Source organism: Streptomyces sp. B6B3 (genome assembly GCF_039871525.1).
GTDB lineage: Bacteria > Actinomycetota > Actinomycetes > Streptomycetales > Streptomycetaceae > Streptomyces.
Genome location: NZ_JBDPLU010000002.1, coordinates 629,206 through 646,241, shown reverse-complemented (window position 1 = coordinate 646,241; position 17,036 = coordinate 629,206). Strand labels below are relative to the sequence as shown.

13 protein-coding genes are annotated in these 17,036 nt (G+C 73.1%); 7 read left to right on the top strand and 6 right to left on the bottom strand.

Going from position 1 to position 17,036, the window contains the following annotated elements; all coding sequences use genetic code 11:
* Positions 1–51 precede the first annotated feature (51 nt).
* Positions 52–1,467, top strand: coding sequence for an SLC13 family permease (locus ABGB06_RS07105; protein ID WP_347586350.1), 1,416 nt, complete (start codon positions 52–54; stop codon positions 1,465–1,467).
* Positions 1,468–1,547: 80 nt separating this feature from the next.
* A complete protein-coding gene (locus tag ABGB06_RS07100; RefSeq protein WP_347586349.1) occupies positions 1,548–2,723 on the top strand; it encodes a glycerate kinase in 1,176 nt (391 codons plus the stop codon).
* Positions 2,724–2,896: 173 nt separating this feature from the next.
* Here the strand turns inward: ABGB06_RS07100 and ABGB06_RS07095 are convergent, their stop codons facing one another.
* Complete coding sequence (locus ABGB06_RS07095; RefSeq protein ID WP_347586607.1) at positions 2,897–3,394, bottom strand: MarR family transcriptional regulator; 498 nt, start codon at positions 3,392–3,394, stop codon at positions 2,897–2,899.
* Positions 3,395–3,478: 84 nt separating this feature from the next.
* Between ABGB06_RS07095 and ABGB06_RS07090 the strand changes: the two genes are divergently transcribed.
* The 3 genes from ABGB06_RS07090 (at position 3,479) to ABGB06_RS07080 (ending at position 5,263) form a co-directional block, all read left to right on the top strand.
* Positions 3,479–4,354, top strand: a complete 876-nt coding sequence (locus ABGB06_RS07090; protein WP_347586347.1) for a trans-aconitate 2-methyltransferase — start codon at positions 3,479–3,481, stop codon at positions 4,352–4,354.
* Positions 4,351–4,737: a glyoxalase gene (locus ABGB06_RS07085; protein ID WP_347586605.1), complete on the top strand. Its 387-nt coding sequence runs from the start codon at positions 4,351–4,353 to the stop codon at positions 4,735–4,737. The genes ABGB06_RS07090 and ABGB06_RS07085 overlap by 4 nt, the downstream gene beginning before the upstream one ends.
* Before the next feature lie 112 nt (positions 4,738–4,849).
* Complete coding sequence (locus ABGB06_RS07080) at positions 4,850–5,263, top strand: rodlin (RefSeq protein WP_347586345.1); 414 nt, start codon at positions 4,850–4,852, stop codon at positions 5,261–5,263.
* Between the two features lie 146 nt (positions 5,264–5,409).
* On the opposite strand, the gene ABGB06_RS07075 is transcribed toward ABGB06_RS07080, so the two are convergent.
* Positions 5,410–6,120: a TetR/AcrR family transcriptional regulator gene (locus tag ABGB06_RS07075; protein WP_347586603.1), complete on the bottom strand. Its 711-nt coding sequence runs from the start codon at positions 6,118–6,120 to the stop codon at positions 5,410–5,412.
* 64 nt (positions 6,121–6,184) lie between these two features.
* A complete protein-coding gene (locus ABGB06_RS07070; protein WP_347586601.1) occupies positions 6,185–7,204 on the bottom strand; it encodes a fatty acid desaturase in 1,020 nt (339 codons plus the stop codon).
* Positions 7,205–7,578: 374 nt separating this feature from the next.
* Between ABGB06_RS07070 and ppc the strand changes: the two genes are divergently transcribed.
* Both ppc and ABGB06_RS07060 read left to right on the top strand, forming a co-directional pair.
* Positions 7,579–10,338, top strand: a complete 2,760-nt coding sequence (ppc, locus tag ABGB06_RS07065; RefSeq protein WP_347586343.1) for a phosphoenolpyruvate carboxylase — start codon at positions 7,579–7,581, stop codon at positions 10,336–10,338.
* Positions 10,339–10,465: 127 nt separating this feature from the next.
* Entirely contained in the window at positions 10,466–11,341 is an 876-nt protein-coding gene (locus tag ABGB06_RS07060; protein WP_347586341.1) for a serine protease, read from the top strand.
* A 100-nt stretch (positions 11,342–11,441) separates the two neighbouring features.
* Here the strand turns inward: ABGB06_RS07060 and ABGB06_RS07055 are convergent, their stop codons facing one another.
* The 3 genes from ABGB06_RS07055 to ABGB06_RS07045 form a co-directional block, all read right to left on the bottom strand.
* Positions 11,442–12,101 (bottom strand): helix-turn-helix domain-containing protein, encoded by a 660-nt coding sequence (locus tag ABGB06_RS07055; protein ID WP_347586339.1) that lies wholly within the window; start codon positions 12,099–12,101, stop codon positions 11,442–11,444.
* Positions 12,102–12,126: 25 nt separating this feature from the next.
* Positions 12,127–15,669 (bottom strand): DNA polymerase III subunit alpha, encoded by a 3,543-nt coding sequence (gene dnaE, locus ABGB06_RS07050; protein ID WP_347586337.1) that lies wholly within the window; start codon positions 15,667–15,669, stop codon positions 12,127–12,129.
* Between the two features lie 96 nt (positions 15,670–15,765).
* Positions 15,766–16,773: a helix-turn-helix domain-containing protein gene (locus ABGB06_RS07045; RefSeq protein WP_347586335.1), complete on the bottom strand. Its 1,008-nt coding sequence runs from the start codon at positions 16,771–16,773 to the stop codon at positions 15,766–15,768.
* Positions 16,774–17,036: the final 263 nt, after the last annotated feature.

Sequence of the window (17,036 nt, the reverse complement as noted above, 5' to 3'; positions counted from 1 at the left end):
CCCTCATGAACGGTTCATCCGCGGCTCACCCCGCGTTCGGACGATGGTCGCGTGACACTCACCACCCGTCAGGCGATCACCCTCTGCGCGGCCCTGACCGCCTGCGGGCTGCTGCTCGTGCCGAGCAACTTCCCCGGACTCGAGGGCGACGCGCGCATCACGCTCGGCGTCTTCGTGCTGGCCACCTGCGCCTGGGTCGGCACGCCGATCGACGACACCTACGTGGCGCTCGGCGCCGGGGTGGCGCTCACCGCCACCGGCGTCACCAGCGCGGAGGCGCTGTTCAGCACGCTGGGTGACGAGACCGTCTGGCTGCTGATATCCGCCTTCGTGCTGGCCGCCGCCGTCGCCCGCAGCGGGCTCGCCGGGCGGGCCGCCGCGTTCCTGGTCACCGGGGCCCGCACGGTGCGGCAGCTGGTGCACCTGACCACCGCGGCCCTGGTCGTCACCGCCTTCGCCATCCCCGCCACCTCAGGACGCGCGGCGCTCGCGCTGCCGGTCTTCCTCGCGCTGGCCAGGGCGCTGGCCGACCGCAAGCGGCTCGTGGTGGCGCTGGCGCTGCTGTTCCCGACCGTGATCCTGCTGTCCGCCATGGCCACGCTGATCGGCGCCGGCGCGCACCTGATCACCGTGTCCGTGCTGTGGGAGACCACGGGTGAGCGCATCGGCTTCCACGAGTGGCTGCTGCTCGGGCTGCCGCTGGCCGTGGTGTCCTCGCATCTGGCCGCCGAGGTCGTGCTGCTGACCACCACGCGGCGGGCCGACCGCCGCGGCCCGGTGCGGGTCACCGCCGACGACCTCCAGGCGCACAGCGAGCAGCCGGTGACCGGGCCGCTGGAGCCGGGCGAGGCGCGCTGCGCGGTGCTGCTCGCCACGGTGGTGGCGCTCTGGTGCAGCGAGCCGCTGCACGGCGTGCCGCCCGCGCTCGTCGCGCTGATCGGCGCCGTGGTGGCGACCGCGCCCTCGCTCGGCACGATACGGCTCAAGGACGCGCTGGCCACCGTGCCCTGGTCGCTGCTGCTCTTCATGGCGATGACGATGGCGATGGGCGTCGCGCTGTCCGAGTCGGGGGCGGCGGGATGGCTGGTCGGCGGGCTGCCGGGCGGCGAGGGGGTGCCGGCCTGGCTCTTCCTGCTCGTCGTGGTCGCGATCAGCACCGCGGCCCATCTGGTCCTCCAGTCCCGCTCCGCGCGGTCCAGCGTGCTGGTGCCGCTGGTGGTCGCCTCCGCCCTCGCCTCCGGCGTCGATCCGGTGGCCGCGGCGCTGGCCTCGACCGCGGCCGCCGGCTTCTGCCACACACTGCCCGCCTCCGCCAAACCGGTGGCGCTCTTCGCCGACGTGCCCGGCACGCCCACCTACCGGCCGGGCGATCTGCTACGGCTCTCCGCGGTGCTCGGCCCGTTGAGCGCCGCCCTGGTGCTGCTGTTCGCGCTCGGCGTCTGGCCGCTGTTCGGCGTGTCCCCCTGATGCCGCCCCGACCCCGTCCCATCGCCGTCCGCGACGCCGCCACAGGGGCGGCGGGGCCGCCGGCCCCCGAAGGAGTGACCGTGATTCCTGTCCGACCCCCCCACCGCTTCCTGGTCGCGCCCAGCGGCCTGAAGGAGTCGCTCTCCGCCGCGGGCGCCGCCGAGGCCATCGCCGAGGGACTGCTCCGGGCCGCGCCCGGCGCCGAGATCGACCTGCTGCCGCTGGTCGACGGCGGCGAGGGCACCGCGCGGGCGCTGGCCGCCTCGGCCGGCGGGCGCCTCGTGGCGCTGACGGCCACCGGACCGGTCGGCGAGCCGGTGGACTCCCATTTCGCGCTACTCCCCGGCGCGACGGCGGTGGTGGAGATGGCGGCGGTCGCCGGGCTCTCGCTGGTGCCCGCCGACCGGCGCGACCCGGGCGCCACCACCACGTACGGCGTCGGCGAGCTGATCCGGACCGCGCTGGACGCGGGCGCCCGACGGATCCTGGTCGGCTGCGGCGACTCCGGCACCTCGGACGGCGGAGCCGGGGCCCTCCAGGCCCTGGGCGTCCGGCTGCTCGACCACGCCGGCAGGGACCTACCGGCCGGCGGCCGGGCGCTGCTGAGGCTGGCCCGGATCGACCCGGCGGGACTCGACCCGCGACTGGCCGGCACGGAGCTCACGGTGGCCTGCAACCCGTTCAACGTGCTCTGCGGCGCGCGCGGCGTGGCCCGCGTCTTCGGGCCGCAGAAGGGCGCGGACCCGGCCTCGGTCGAGGAGCTGTCGACGGCCCTGGAACGCTGGGCGGCGATGCTGCACCGGGACCTGGGGCCGATCGCGACCGACCTGCGCGGGGACCCGGGCACGGGTGCCTCCGGCGGGCTCGGCGCGGGGCTGGCGGCGCTCGGGGCCCGGCTGCGGCCGCGGTTCGAGGTGCTGCTCGACCAGCTGGACCTGGACGCCCGGCTGGCCAGGGCCGATCTGGTGGTGACGGCGGAGGGCTCGCTGGACGGGCAGACCCCGCTGGGCAAGGTCCCCGGCGAGGTGGCGCGCCGGGCCAAGACGCTGGGCGTTCCGGTGCTCGCGCTGGCCGGCACGATCGGGGAGGGCGCCCACGAGACGCGCCGCATCGGCGTGGACGCCTACAGCGGCATCCTGCCCGCGCCCGTTCCGCTGCCCGAGGCGCTGGCGCGGGGGCGCGAGTTCCTCGCGGACGCGGCGGAGCGGGCGCTGCACATGGTGCTTCTGGGGCGGCGCATGGCCCTCCGGGCGTAGGCCGCGGCGGCCCTCCGGGCCGCACCCCCTCCGGGCCTCCGGCCCGCACCCTCTTTGCCCTCCGGCCCCGCCTCCGGGCCTCCGGCCCGGGCCCTTTGGCCTCCGGCCCGTTGTTCCGGCCCTCCGGGCCGGTGTGTGGGGCCGAGGGCCCACGCCCCCGATCACCGGGTCGGCTAGGCCGGTGTGTTGTCGAAGGGGGCGGTGAGGGCGCGGAGGAGGGTGGCGAGTTCGCGGCGTTGGGTGGTGGTGAGGTCGCCGAGGATGGCGCGCTCGTGTGCGAGGAGTTCGGCGAGGGCCTCGTCCGCCTGCCGTTTGCCGGACTCGGTGAGCCGGACCAGCACGCCGCGCCGGTCGGTCGGGTCGGGCATCCGCTCGACCAGGCCCTTGCGGGCCAGCCGGTCGACGCGGTTGGTCATGGTGCCCGAGGTCACCAGCGTCTGTTGGAGCAGCTGTCCGGGTGAGAGCTGGTAGGGGCTGCCGGCCCGGCGCAGCGCGGTCAGCACGTCGAACTCCCAGGATTCCAGGCGCTGCTCGGCGAAGACGAGGCGGCGCGCCCGGTCCAGGTGCCGGGCCAGTCGGCTCACTCGGCTGAGCACCTCCAGCGGCTCCACGTCGAGATCGGGCCGCTCCCGCCGCCAGGCGGCGACCAGCCGGTCCACCTCGTCCTCCATGGGGCCCTCCATGCGCCCCAGTGTAGTAGTTGTGTCGACATGAAGTCTCTTGACATCAAGAGAAATGGCGAGCAGGATCGCCGCATGACATGGGATCCCGACCAGTACCAGCGTCACCTCGGGCTTCGCAGCCGTCCGTTGTACGAGCTGCTCGCCCGGATCCCGCCGCTGCCGGGCGCCGCGCCCCGGATCGCGGACCTCGGCTGCGGTCCGGGCCGGCCCAGCCTGCTGGTCACCGAGCGCTGGCCGGACGCCCGGCTGACCGGCTACGACAACTCGCCCGAGATGCTGGCGCGGGCGCGGCGGCACGCGGGGCCCACCGAGGGCGGCGGCAGCGTCGACTTCGTGCACGTCGACCTCGCGGACTGGCGGGCGGAGGAGCAGCACGACCTGATCGTGTCGAACGCCGCCCTGCAGTGGGTGCCGCGCCACGCCGACCGGTTCCCCGACTGGGTGTCCTGGCTCCGCCCCGGCGGCGTGCTCGCGTTCCAGGTGCCGGGGAACTTCTCCGCCCCCAGCCATCTGCTGCTGCGGGAGCTGGCGGCGGACCCGCGCTGGCGCGACCGGCTCGCCGGCGTGCTGCGCGCGGACGAGCCCGTGCTCTCCCCGGCCGGATATTTCGCCGCCCTGGCGCCGCTGGGCTGTTCGCTGGACGTCTGGGAGACCACCTACCTGCACGTCCTGCCCGGCGAGGACCCGGTGCTGGACTGGACCAAAGGCACCGCGCTGCGTCCGGTGCTCACCGCGCTGCGGGACGATCCGGCGGCCCGCGACGCGTTCCTGGCCGCCTACCGGGACGCGCTGCGCGCCGCCTATCCGCCCGGCACGCACGGCACGGTCTTCCCGTTCCGCCGCGTCTACGTGGTGGCCCAGCGCCGCCACGCCGCCCAGCCCTCGCCCCAGCCCCAGTCCTCGTCCTCGCCCCAGCCCCCCGAGGAGTCCGGATGGCCGTCTCGCTGATCAGTGCCCTGCACCACGTCCAGCTCGCCGCACCACCCCTCAGCGAGGACCGGCTGCGCGCCTTCTACGGCGGCGTGCTGGGCATGATCGAGCTGCCGAAGCCGCCGGAGCTCGCGGCCCGCGGCGGCTGCTGGTTCCAGGCCGGCGGCTGCCAGCTGCACCTGGGCGTCGAGGAGGACTTCCGCCCGGCCCGCAAGGCGCATCCGGGGATCCTGGTGGCCGAGCTCGACGCCCTGGCCGTCCAGCTCACGGCTCACGGCTCCCCGGTGACGTGGGACGAAAGTCTGCCCGGCTACCGCCGCTGCTACGCCTCCGATCCGGTGGGCAACCGGTTGGAGTTCCTCGAACCCACGAGGTCCACCCGCGGCCCGGCTGCCGCCTGAAAGTGGCACCCGATTAGGCGGAACGAGTGAACGGTGACAACCGAATCCTCCGAGACGCGTTGTGCAGGTCGCTCCACTGACAGGGCACCCCAGAACTCGGAAGGACACGCTAGTGATCAAGAAGACGCTTGCCACGGTCGCGGTGGCGGCCTCCGCCGTCGGCATGGCCGGTTTCGCGGCGACCCCCGCCCTGGCCATCGGTGGCGATGACGAGGGCGCGACCACCGTCAACGGCAACGGCTCGAAGAAGTCCTACGGCAACACCACGACCGGCGGGTACATGAGCCCGAACCTGTCGCTGGTCAACGGCTCGCTCAACGACCCCTGCATCGTCGTTCCGCCGAACGTCGAGCTGCAGAACGTGGTCAATGTCATCGCGATCCCGATCGGTCTGCAGGACATCGCCACCAGCAAGAACTCCCAGGCCTGCGCGGAGAACTCCACGCAGGTGGATGGCGACGACCCGCTGTCGCACATCCTCTCGGACCTGTCGCTGCTCTCCGAGAACGGCGTCTCCGAGCACTGATGCCGCGGAGCCCGCGACGCATGGCTCCCTGTGGCCAGCGGACTCCGGGTTCTTCGGCCTTCTGACCGGTGCTCCGCAACCTGGCCCCCTCCCCGGACACACCCCCCGGGGAGGGGGCCCCGCGCTGTCCCGGTCGCCGGCCGGCGTCAGGAGCGCCGGTGGCCGACGAGCTGGGGGCGGTGCTCCAGGCCCTGGAGGCCGTGCCAGGCCAGGTTCACCAGATGCGCGGCGACCTCCGACTTCTTCGGCTTCCGCACGTTCAGCCACCACTGGCCGGTCAGCGCGACCATGCCCACCAGCGCCTGCGCGTACATCGGCGCGAGCTTCGCGTCGTACCCGCGGGCCTTGAACTCCATGCCGAGGATGTCCTCGACCTGGGTCGCGATGTCGCCGATCAACGACGCGAACGTGCCGGTGCTCTGCGCCACGGGCGAGTCCCGGACGAGGATGTGGAAGCCGTCGGTGTGCTGTTCGATGTAGTCGAGCAGCGCGAACGCGGCCTGTTCCAGCAGCTCCCGCGGGTGGCCCGCGGTGAGCGCGCTCGTGACCATGTTCAGCAGCCGGCTCATCTCGCGGTCGACCACCACCGCGTAGAGGCCCTCCTTGCCGCCGAAGTGCTCGTACACCACCGGTTTGGAGACGCCGGCCTTGGCCGCGATCTCCTCGACCGAGGTGCCCTCGAAGCCGCGTTCGGCGAAGAGGGTGCGGCCGATGTCGAGCAGCTGCTCCCGGCGCTCGGTGCCGGTCATTCTCCGCCGGGTGCGCCGTGCCGAGCGCGCCGCGGCCCGGCCGGAACGCCCGTTCCGGCCGGGCCGCTCACCCGGTGTCTGGGCGTCGGGATCCGACGCCTCACTCAGTGGGTCCCGCGTGCCTTGCGGGCCGTCCCTGCCGTCTTCGCCGCTCTCCTGGGTCGCCACATGCTTATGATGCCGTGCCGGCGGCCGACGGTTCCTCCCGGTTTTCGCGACCCGTTCCGCGACCCTTGCCGTCCGCGTCGCCATCCCCCATGACGACCTCGTTCAGGGCCTCGTCCGGCACGATGCGCTTGGCGTCCAGCCGCTCCTGCTTCGGCCAGCGCACGTCGTACGCCCAGCCCGCCTTCTCGAACCAGCTGATCAGCCGGGCGCTGGAGTCGATCTGCCAGCGGTCCACGCCGTGCCGGGCGCAGGTCGGGTCGGCGTGGTGCAGGTTGTGCCAGGACTCACCGCAGGACAGCACGGCCAGCCACCACACGTTGCCCGAGCGGTCGCGGGACTTGAACGGCTGCTTGCCGGTGGCGTGACAGATGGAGTTGATCGACCAGGTGACGTGGTGCAGCAGCGCGACCCGCACCAGCGAGCCCCAGAAGAAGGCGCTCAGCGCGCCCTCCCAGGACCAGGTGGCCAGGCCGCCGATCGCCGCGGGCGCCAGCAGCGTGACCGCGGTCCACAGCGCGAACTGCCGGGAGACCCGGCGGATGTCGTTGTCCCTGATCAGGTCGGGCGCGTACTTCTGCTGCGAGGTCTGCTCCCGGTCGAACATCCACCCCATGTGCGCCCAGAACAGCCCCTTGATCAGCGCGGGCACGGTCTCCCCGTAGCGCCAGGGCGAGTGCGGGTCGCCCTCGGCGTCGGAGTGCTTGTGGTGCCTGCGGTGGTCGGCCACCCAGCGGACCACGGGGCCCTCGACGGCCATCGACCCGGCGATCGCGAGCGCCACCCGGAGCGGGCGCTTCGCCTTGAAGGCGCCGTGCGTGAAGTGACGGTGGAAGCCGATGGTGATGCCGTGGCAGCCGATGAAGTAGAAGCTCACCAGCAGCGCCAGGTCCAGCCAGCTCACCCCCCAGCCCCAGGCCAGCGGCACGGCGGCGATCAGCGCGAGGAACGGGACGGTGATGAACAGCAGCAGCGTGATCTGCTCCATGGAACGCCGCTGCTCGCCGCCGAGGGTGGCTGTCTGCATCGACGCGTCACCGTCCGCGGACGCGGACCCGGCGACCCGGGGCGGGGGCACGAGATCAGGGCTAGTGGTCATGGGCGGTTCCTCGCGGATCCAATCGGGGGAAGCTGGCATCAGGAGGCGGGCTGTGGAGACGGCACAGCTCACCTACGGGACCGTAACCTACGGCATCGTAAGTATCGCAGTTCGCGGCGATGTCACAAGGCCCCCAGCTCGACGTCGTGGCCCGCGATTACGATGGCAGGGTCGGACAGCGCGGTCCGTGAGCTGCGCGACCGTGCCACGGGGGCCGGGGGGCGCAGCTTCGAGAAGTCGCACCCGTCAAGTCGCAGACCAGCCGCCCACCAGGCCGCACCAAGCCGCGAGGAGCCGAGCCCGTGAGCAGTCCTGACAGCCAGCCGGATGCCCCCAACCAGGCAGCTGAGAGCGGGAGCCCACTGCGTAGCGACATCCGTCGACTCGGCGATCTGCTGGGCGCGACCCTGGTCCGGCAGGACGGCCCTGACCTGCTGGATCTGGTCGAACGGGTGCGCGCGCTGACCCGCACCGACGGCGAGGCCGCCGCCGAGCTGCTCGGTGAGACGGATCTCACGACGGCGGCCAAGCTGGTGCGCGCCTTCTCGATCTACTTCCACCTCGCCAACGTCACCGAGCAGGTGCACCGCGGGCGCGAGCTGCGCGAGCGCCGGGCCGCCGAGGGCGGGGCGCTGTCCCGCACCGCGGACATGCTGAAGGACGCTGACCCGGGCCATCTCCGCCAGACCGTGGCGAACCTCGGGGTGCGGCCGGTCTTCACCGCGCACCCCACCGAGGCCGCGCGCCGGTCCGTGCTCACCAAGCTGCGCAAGATCGCCGAGTTGCTCGACCATCCGGAGGCCGGCGGCGACTCGGGCGACCGGCGGCGCACCGACCTGCGGCTCGCGGAGAACGTCGACCTGGTCTGGCAGACGGACGAGCTGCGGGTGAGCCGCCCCGAGCCGACCGACGAGGCGCGCAACGCCGTGTACTACCTGGACGAGCTGCACGCCGGCGCGGTCGGCGACGTGCTGGAGGACCTGGCGGACGAGCTGGACCGGGCCGGGGCGCCGCTGCCGCCCGGCTCCCGGCCGCTGACCTTCGGCACCTGGATCGGCGGCGACCGCGACGGGAACCCGAACGTCACCCCCGACGTCACCTGGGACGTGCTGAAGCTGCAGCACGAGCACGGCATCCAGTCCGCGCTGAAGCACATCGACGAGCTGCGCGGCGCGCTGTCCAACTCGATCAGGAACAGCGGCGCCAGCCAGGAGCTGCTCGACTCGCTCCAGTCCGACCTGGACGCGCTGCCGGAGATCACCCCCAGGTACAAGCGGCTGAACGCCGAGGAGCCGTACCGGCTCAAGATCACCTGCATCCGGCAGAAGCTGCTGAACACCCGGGCCCGGCTCGCCAGGAGCACCCAGCACGTTCCGGGGCGGGACTATCTCGGCACCGGCGGCCTGCTGGCCGACCTGGCCGTGGTGCAGACCTCGCTGCGCGAGCACCGCGGCGGCCTCATCGCCGACGGGCGGGTGGAGCGGCTGATGCGGACGGTGGCCGCGTTCGGGCTCCAGCTGGCCACCATGGACGTGCGGGAGCACGCGGACGCCCACCACCACGCGCTGGGCCAGCTGTTCGACCGGCTGGGCGAGGAGTCCTGGCGGTACGCGGACATGCCGCGCGAGTACCGCACCCGACTGCTGGCCAAGGAACTGCGCTCACGCCGTCCGCTGGCGCCCACCCCGGCGCCGCTGGACGAGGCGGGCGCCCGGACGCTGGGGGTCTTCGCGACGGTGCGGCGGGCGCTGGAGGCGTTCGGCCCCGAGGTCATCGAGTCGTACATCATCTCCATGTGCCAGGGCGCGGACGACGTCTTCGCGGCGGCGGTGCTGGCCCGCGAGGCCGGCCTCCTCGACCTGCACGGCGGCTGGGCGAAGATCGGCATCGTGCCGCTGCTGGAGACCACCGACGAGCTGCGCATCGCCGACGAGCTGCTGGACTCGATGCTCTCCGACCCGTCGTACCGGCGGCTGGTGGCGCTGCGCGACGACGTGCAGGAGGTCATGCTCGGGTACAGCGACTCGTCGAAGTTCGGTGGCATCACCACCTCGCAGTGGGAGATCCACCGCGCCCAGCGGCGGCTGCGCGACGTCGCGCACCGGCACGGGGTGCGGCTGCGGCTGTTCCACGGCCGCGGCGGCACGGTGGGCCGCGGCGGCGGGCCGACGCACGACGCGATCCTGGCCCAGCCCTGGGGCACCCTGGAGGGCGAGATCAAGGTGACCGAACAGGGTGAGGTCATCTCCGACAAGTACCTGGTGCCCTCCCTGGCCAGGGAGAACCTGGAGCTCACCGTGGCCGCCACGCTCCAGGCGTCCGCGCTGCACACCGCGCCCCGGCAGTCGGTGGAGGCGCTGGCCCGCTGGGACGCGGCGATGGACGCGGTCTCCGACGCGGCGCACGCCGCGTACCGGCGGCTGGTGGAGGACCCGGACCTGCCGGCGTACTTCTTCGCGGCCACGCCGGTGGACCAGCTGGCCGACCTGCACCTGGGCTCCCGCCCGTCCCGGCGGCCGGACAGCGGCGCCGGCCTGGACGGGCTGCGGGCGATCCCGTGGGTCTTCGGCTGGACCCAGTCGCGGCAGATCGTGCCCGGCTGGTTCGGCGTGGGCTCGGGCCTGCGGGCGGCGCGCGAGGCGGGGCTCGACAGCGTCCTGGCCGAGGCGTTCGACCAGTGGCACTTCTTCCGGAACTTCCTGTCGAACGTGGAGATGACGCTCGCCAAGACCGACCTGCGGATCGCCCGGCACTACGTGGACACCCTGGTGCCCGACGAGCTCCGGCACATCTTCGACACGATCGTCGCCGAACACGAGCTGACCGTGGCCGAGGTGCTGCGCATCACCGGCGAGGCGGAGCTGCTGGACGCCAACCCGGCGCTGCAGCGCACCCTGCGGATCAGGGACGCCTACCTGGACCCGATCTCCTACCTCCAGGTCACGCTGCTGCACCGGCAGCGCGAGGCGGCACAACGCGGCGAGGAGGCGGATCCGCTGCTGTCCCGGGCGCTGCTGCTCACGGTGAACGGGGTGGCCGCCGGCCTGCGCAACACCGGCTGACGGGCGCCGTGTCGAGGGCCGCGTCGGGCGTTGTATCGGAGATGTATCTCCGATATACGGGCGGGCCCTAGCCTCCCTGCCGCTGTGCTCACGGGGAGCACCACGACACGGCAGGGGACAACGCACGGTGAGTTGGCTGAAGAGGACGAAGTCGTCCGCGGGGTCGAGCGGTTCGGGCAGGAAGGCGCTGCTGCGCGGCGGCCTCGCGGTCGCGCTGGCCGCCGGGACGCTGGTGGCGTTCCAGGTGGGCGGCGCCCAGGCGGGGGAGGACGACGGCGACGGCACCGCCGTGCCGATGATCATCGGCGGCGAACCCGCCTCCGAGGAGTACGGGTTCGCCGCCGCCATCGAGCGGGATCGCGAGGACGGCACCACCCGGTTCAGCTGCGGCGGCTCGCTCGTCGACGAGCAGTGGGTGCTGACCGCGGCGCACTGCGTCGTGGACAAGGAGACCGGCGAGTCGTTCGACGCCTCGCTGTTCCACGTCAGGGTCGGCTCCAACGACCGCACCACGGGCGGCAGCACCGCGGACGTGGCGGAGATCGTGGTCCACCCCGACTACCCGACCGCCCCCGACAACCGGGCCGACATGGCGCTGTTCCGGCTGGACCAGCCGGTGGACGTGACGCCGATCGAGCTGACGGACGAGGTGGGCGGGGTCGGCACGCCGCTGCGGGTCGTCGGCTGGGGCTACACCTCGGCCGACGCCACCGAGCTGCCCACCCAGCTTCAGCAGCTGGACACCTCGGTGATCCCGGACGAGGAGTGCGTGGTCGGCGACGAGTGGGACATCGCGGAGGGCGACTTCTGCGTGGACAACCCGGGTGACGTCGCCGGCACCTGCGGCGGCGACTCCGGCACCCCGGTGATCGTCCGGGTCGGCGACCGCTGGGAGCTGGCGGGCCTGGACAGCCGCGGCGTCAGCGACTGCGCGGTGGCGCCGAGCGTCTCGCCCAGCGCGGTCTACCACCAGGACTGGATCAGCGGCGTGGTGAACGGCTGAGACCGGTCCGCTCCAGCTCCGCCTGCCGACCCGCAGGCGGACCCCGGCCGCCCGTGCCCTCCCCCCGAGGCGCGGGCGGCCTCGCCGTTCCCGACCGGGATCAGCCCGCGGAGGGCGCGGAGGGCGCGGAGCGCTCGGAGTCCGCGGAGTCCTGCTCCAGGGTCCGGGCGATGGCCCGCAGGCCGGCGACCACCTGGCGGCTGTCCGGTGCCCGTTCGGGGTCGACCAGCCACTGCTGGGTCAGGCCGGCGACCAGCGCCGAGTACACCGAGCCGACGGCCCGCCGGGTCTCCTCGTCACCGAGACCGTCACCGAGATCGGTCCCGAGGTCGGTGCCGTCCTGCTCCGTCCCGTGCAGGGTGGCGGCCAGGCGCGGGCGCGCCTCCTCGAGCGCGTCGGCGATCTGCCGCCGGACCTCCGGCGCCCGCTCCGCCTGGGCGAACGCCTCGACCGACGCCACGAACATCGGCCGCTCCGCGGCCACCGACTCCCGCATCTGGGACCACATCGCCTGGAGCCGCTCCGCGAGGCCGCCCTCCGCGTCCTGGGCCGTGCCGGAGGGCAGCATCCGGTCGCCCCACTCCCTGATCGCCTCCAGCAGGGCCGCGTTGAGCAGGCCCTCCTTCGAGCCGTAGTGGTAGTTGATCGTCCCCAACGGGGCGTCGGCGGCGGCCGCGAGGTCCCGCGAGGTGGTCCGCGCGTACCCGCGCTCCTCCAGGCAGCGCCTGGCGCCCCGCAGCAGCTGTTCCCGGTGTCCCATGGGCGGCGATCCTATCCGTGGCCGGTCAGCCGGCCCGCCTGACCGGGACCGCGGCCTTCAGGTCCGCCCAGAACTCGGTGCGGTCCGTCACCCGGAAGCCGAGCCGGAAGACCGTCGTCCGCTCCCGGCCGCGGACCCGCAGATGCACCTCGGTCGGGCCCGGATGGGCCAGCACCACCTCCTTCAGCCGCCGCACGGACTCGGGCGTCACCTGGGTCTCGGCCATCTCCAGCCGGACCGGGGCGTCGGCGCCCACGGTGCTGAGGTCGGGAACGGCCAGCTCCATGGCGACGAGCCTCGGCACGTCCTCCCGCCGGTCCAGGCGGCCCCGGACGAACACCACCGCGTCCTCCACCAGCTGCGTCGCGACCGGCTGGTAGGCCGCGGGGAAGAACATGCAGTCGAGGGAACCGCCGAGGTCCTCCACGGTGGCGACGGCCCACACGTTGCCCTGTTTGGTCATCTTCCGCTGCAGCCCGGAGACGATGCCGCCGACGGTGACGACGGCGCCGTCCGGGTGGCCCTCGGCCAGCGAGGCGATCGGGGCGTCGGCGCGCTCGGCGAGCACGTGTTCCAGGCCGAGCAGCGGGTGGTCGGAGACGTACAGGCCGAGCATCTCGCGCTCCTGGGCGAGCAGGTACGACTTCTCCCACTCGGCGTCGTCGAAGGCCACGTCCAGGCCCAGCGCCCGGCCGGCGCCGCCCGCCCCGCCGCCCGTTCCGTCGTCCAGGGCCCCGAAGAGGTCGAACTGCCCCTCGGCCGCGCGGCGTTTGACGCCCACCACGGCGTCGACCATCGGCTCGTAGCGCTCGGCCAGCGCCCTGCGGGTGTGGCCGAGCGCGTCGAAGGCGCCCGCCTTGATCAGCGACTCGATGGTCCGCTTGTTGCAGACCGCGGCCTCCACCTTGTCCAGGAACTCGGGGAACGAGGCGTACTTCCCCCTGGCCTCCCGGGTGCCGATGAGGGAGTCCACGACGTTCCGGCCGACGTTGCGGACGGCGGTGAGGCCGAAGCGCACCTCGTCGTCGCCGCGCGGCGTGAACTCCGCGTCGGACTCGTTGACGTCCGGGGGCAGCACCCGGATGCCCATCCGGCGGCACTCGCCCAGGTAGAGCGCCATCTTGTCCTTGTCGTCCTTGACGGAGGTGAGCACGCCCGCCATGTACTCGGCGGGATGGTTGGCCTTCAGGTAGGCGGTCCAGTACGAGATCAGGGCGTAGGCCGCCGCGTGCGCCTTGTTGTAGGCGTAGCCGGCGAACGGGACCAGCACGTCCCACACCGCCCGGACCGCCTCGTCCGAGTACCCGCGCTCGCGGGCGCCGCGTTGGAAGGTGACGAACTCCTTCTCCAGCACCTCGGGCTTCTTCTTCCCCATGGCGCGACGCAGCAGGTCGGCCTGGCCCAACGAGTAGCCGGCGAGCACCTGGGCGGCCTTCTGCACCTGCTCCTGGTACACCACCAGGCCGTAGGTGACGCCGAGGACGTCCGCCAGCGGCTCCGCGAGCTCCGGGTGGATCGGCGTGACCTCCTGCTGGCCGTTCTTCCGCAGGGCGTAGTTGACGTGGGAGTTCATGCCCATCGGGCCTGGCCGGTAGAGCGCGGTGACGGCCGTGATGTGCTCGAACTCGTCGGGGCGCATGAGGCGGAGCAGCGAGCGCATCCCGCCGCCGTCGAACTGGAAGACGCCGAGCGTGTCGCCGCGGGCGAACAGCTCGAACGTCCTGCGGTCGTCCAGCGGGAGGGACAGCAGGTCCAGGGTGACGCCGGTGTTCCGGGCGATGAGCCGGACCGCGTCGTCCATGATCGTCAGGTTGCGCAGGCCGAGGAAGTCCATCTTCAGCAGGCCGAGCGACTCGCAGGTGGGGTAGTCCCACTGCGTGATCGTCACGCCGTCGCTGTGCCGGACCCAGACCGGGAGGTGGTCGGTGACCGGCTCGCTGGACATGATCACGCCGGCCGCGTGCACGCCCATCTGCCGGACCAGGCCCTCGACCCCGCGGGCGGTGTCGATGACCTTCCGGACGTCAGGGTCGTTCTCGTACATGGCCCTGACCTCGCCGGCCTCGGCGTGCCGGGGGTGCGCGGGGTCGGTGATGCCGGACAGCTCGATGCCCTTGCCGCCGACGTCGGCGGGCATGGCCTTGGTGATCCGGTCGCCCGTGGCGTACGGGTAGCCCAGCACCCGGGCCGCGTCCTTGATGGCGTTCTTGGCCTTGATGGTGCCGTAGGTGCCGATCATGCAGACCTTGTCGGCGCCGTACTTCTCGGTGACGTACCTGATCACCTCGCCGCGCCGGCGCTCGTCGAAGTCGATGTCGACGTCCGGCATGGAGACCCGCTCGGGGTTCAGGAACCGCTCGAAGATCAGGCCGTGTTCCAGCGGGTCGAGGTCGGTGATGCCGAGCGCGTACGACACCAGGGAGCCGGCGGCCGACCCGCGGCCCGGGCCGACGGCGATGCCGTTGTCCTTGGCCCACATGATGAAGTCGGCGACCACCAGGAAGTAGCCGGGGAAGCCCATCTGCGCGATGACGTCCATCTCGTACGCGGCCTGGCGCAGGTAGCGCTCGGCCACGCCGCCGGGGAAACGGCGGCGCAGGCCTCGGTCGACCTCGGCGCGGAACCACGACTCCTCGGTGTAGCCCGCCGGCACCTCGAAGCGCGCCATCAGGTCCCGCTTCTCGAACCATCCCGTGGTGTCCACGCGTTCGGCCACGGCGCGGGTGTTGCGGCAGCCCTGCTGCCAGACGTCGGAGGAGTCCACCGCGTACATCTCGGCCGCCGACTTCAGGTAGTAGCCGGTGCCGTCGAAGGAGAAGCGGTCGGGGTCGGTGAGCGTCTTCCCGGTCTGGATGCAGAGCAACGCGTCGTGCGCGGCCGCCTCCTCGGCGCGGGTGTAGTGCGAGTCGTTGGTGACCAGCGGCGGGATGCCGAGCCGCCGGCCGATCTCGACGAGCCCGTCGCGCACCCGGGTCTCGATGTCGAGTCCGTGGTCCATCAGCTCCAGGAAGTAGTTCTCCCGGCCGAAGACGTCCCGGTAGGCGGCGGCCGCGGCGAGCGCCTCGTCGAACTGGCCGAGGCGCAGCCGGGTCTGCACCTCGCCCGACGGGCAGCCGGTGGAGGCGATCAGGCCCGCGGCGTGTTCGGCGATGGACTCCCGGTCCATGCGCGGCCACTTGCCGAGCCAGCCCTCCTGGTAGGCGTCGGAGGAGAGCCGGAAGAGGTTGTGCAGCCCGGTCAGGTCGCGCGCCCAGATCGTCTTGTGCGTGTAGCCGCCGGATCCGGAGACGTCGTCGCGCCGCTGGTGCGGCTGGCCCCACAGCACGCGCTTCCGGTGCCGGCGGGACTCCGGGGCGACGTACGCCTCGATGCCGATGATCGGCGTCACGCCCGCGGCGGTGGCCTGCCGGTAGAAGTCGTACGCGCCGTGCAGGTTGCCGTGGTCGGTCATGGCGAGGTGTGTCATGCCGTGCTCCCGGCAGGCGGCGAACAGGTCGCCGAGCCGGGCCGCGCCGTCCAGCAACGAGTACTGGGTGTGGACGTGCAGATGGGTGAATGCCTGGGACACCCGGGCACCCTACCCCAGTTTTGAACGAGCGTTCTGGACGATCGTTCAAACGGCGGGTGGCGGATGCCGGGTCGCGCGGCGCGCGGTGCGCGTCGGTCAGATCGTCGTCGGGGCCTCCGCGCGGAAGGTGCGCCGGTAGGTCGAGGGCGAGACGCCGAGCGCCGCGCTGAGGTGCTGGCGCATCGAGGCGGCGGTGCCGAACCCGGCCGCCTCGGCGACCCGGTCGACGGGCAGATCGCTGTCCTCCAGCAGCTGGCGGGCCCGGTCGACGCGCTGCTGGGTGAGCCAGCGCTGCGGCGAGAGCCCGGTCTCCTCGCGGAACCTGCGGGTGAAGGTGCGCACACTCATGGACTCCCTGGCCGCGAGCTGCCGCAGGGTCAGCGGCTGGTCGAGCCGCTGCAGGGCCCAGGCCCTGGCGTTGCCCGTGGTGTGCATCCGGGGCCCGGGCACCAGGCGCTCGACGAACTGCGCCTGCCCGCCCTCCCGGTGCGGCGGCACCACCGTCCGGCGGGCCACCGTGTTGGCCACCGCCGAGCCGAAGTCGCCGCGCACCATGTGCAGGCACAGGTCGATGCCGGAGGCGACGCCGGCCGAGGTCAGCACCGCGGCGCCGTCCGGCAGTCGCTCCTCGGTGTACAGCACGTCGGGGTCGAGCAGCACCCGCGGGAAGAGCCGGCGGAAACGCTCGCTCTCGGCCCAGTGCGTGGTGGCGCGCAGGCCGTCCAGCAGTCCCGCGGCGGCGAGCACGAACGCGCCCGTGCAGATCGAGGCCAGCCGGGTGCCGGGGCGCACCAGGGTCAGCGCGTCCGCCAGCTCGGCCGGCAGGGTGCCCCGGGTGCCGGTCTCGTCCGGCTCGTGCGAGGCCGGCACGATCACCGTGTCCGCCTCGGCCAGCGCCTCGGGGCCGTGCGGGACGTGGACCGTGAAGTCGGCGTTGGTGCGCACCTCTCCGGCCGCCGCGGAACAGGTCACCACCTCGTAGAGCCGCTCGCCGGCGGCCGTGCGGGCCTCGCCGAGTATCCGGTGCGGGATGCCCAACTCGATGGGCAGCAGGCCGTGCCGGACGAACACGGCGACCCGGTGCCGGCCCGGCTTCGTGAACACGTCAGGGGCAACGTCAGGGGCAACGGCAGGAGCAGCGGGGGGAGAAGCGCCGGGCGAGGCGGCGGCAGAGGCGGCGGGGGAGCGGGCGTGGGATCCGGCCATGGCCCGATCCTTACACATCGTGGCCATCGGGCCGCTCGTGGGGCGCCCGCTGTTCGCCGAGGATCGACGAGTGACGCACCCATCGGCCCAGCCCGAGGCCCCGCCGCCGTCCGCCGCCAGCCCGACGCCGGGTTCCGTTCCCACGGCGCCCGTTGCCGTCG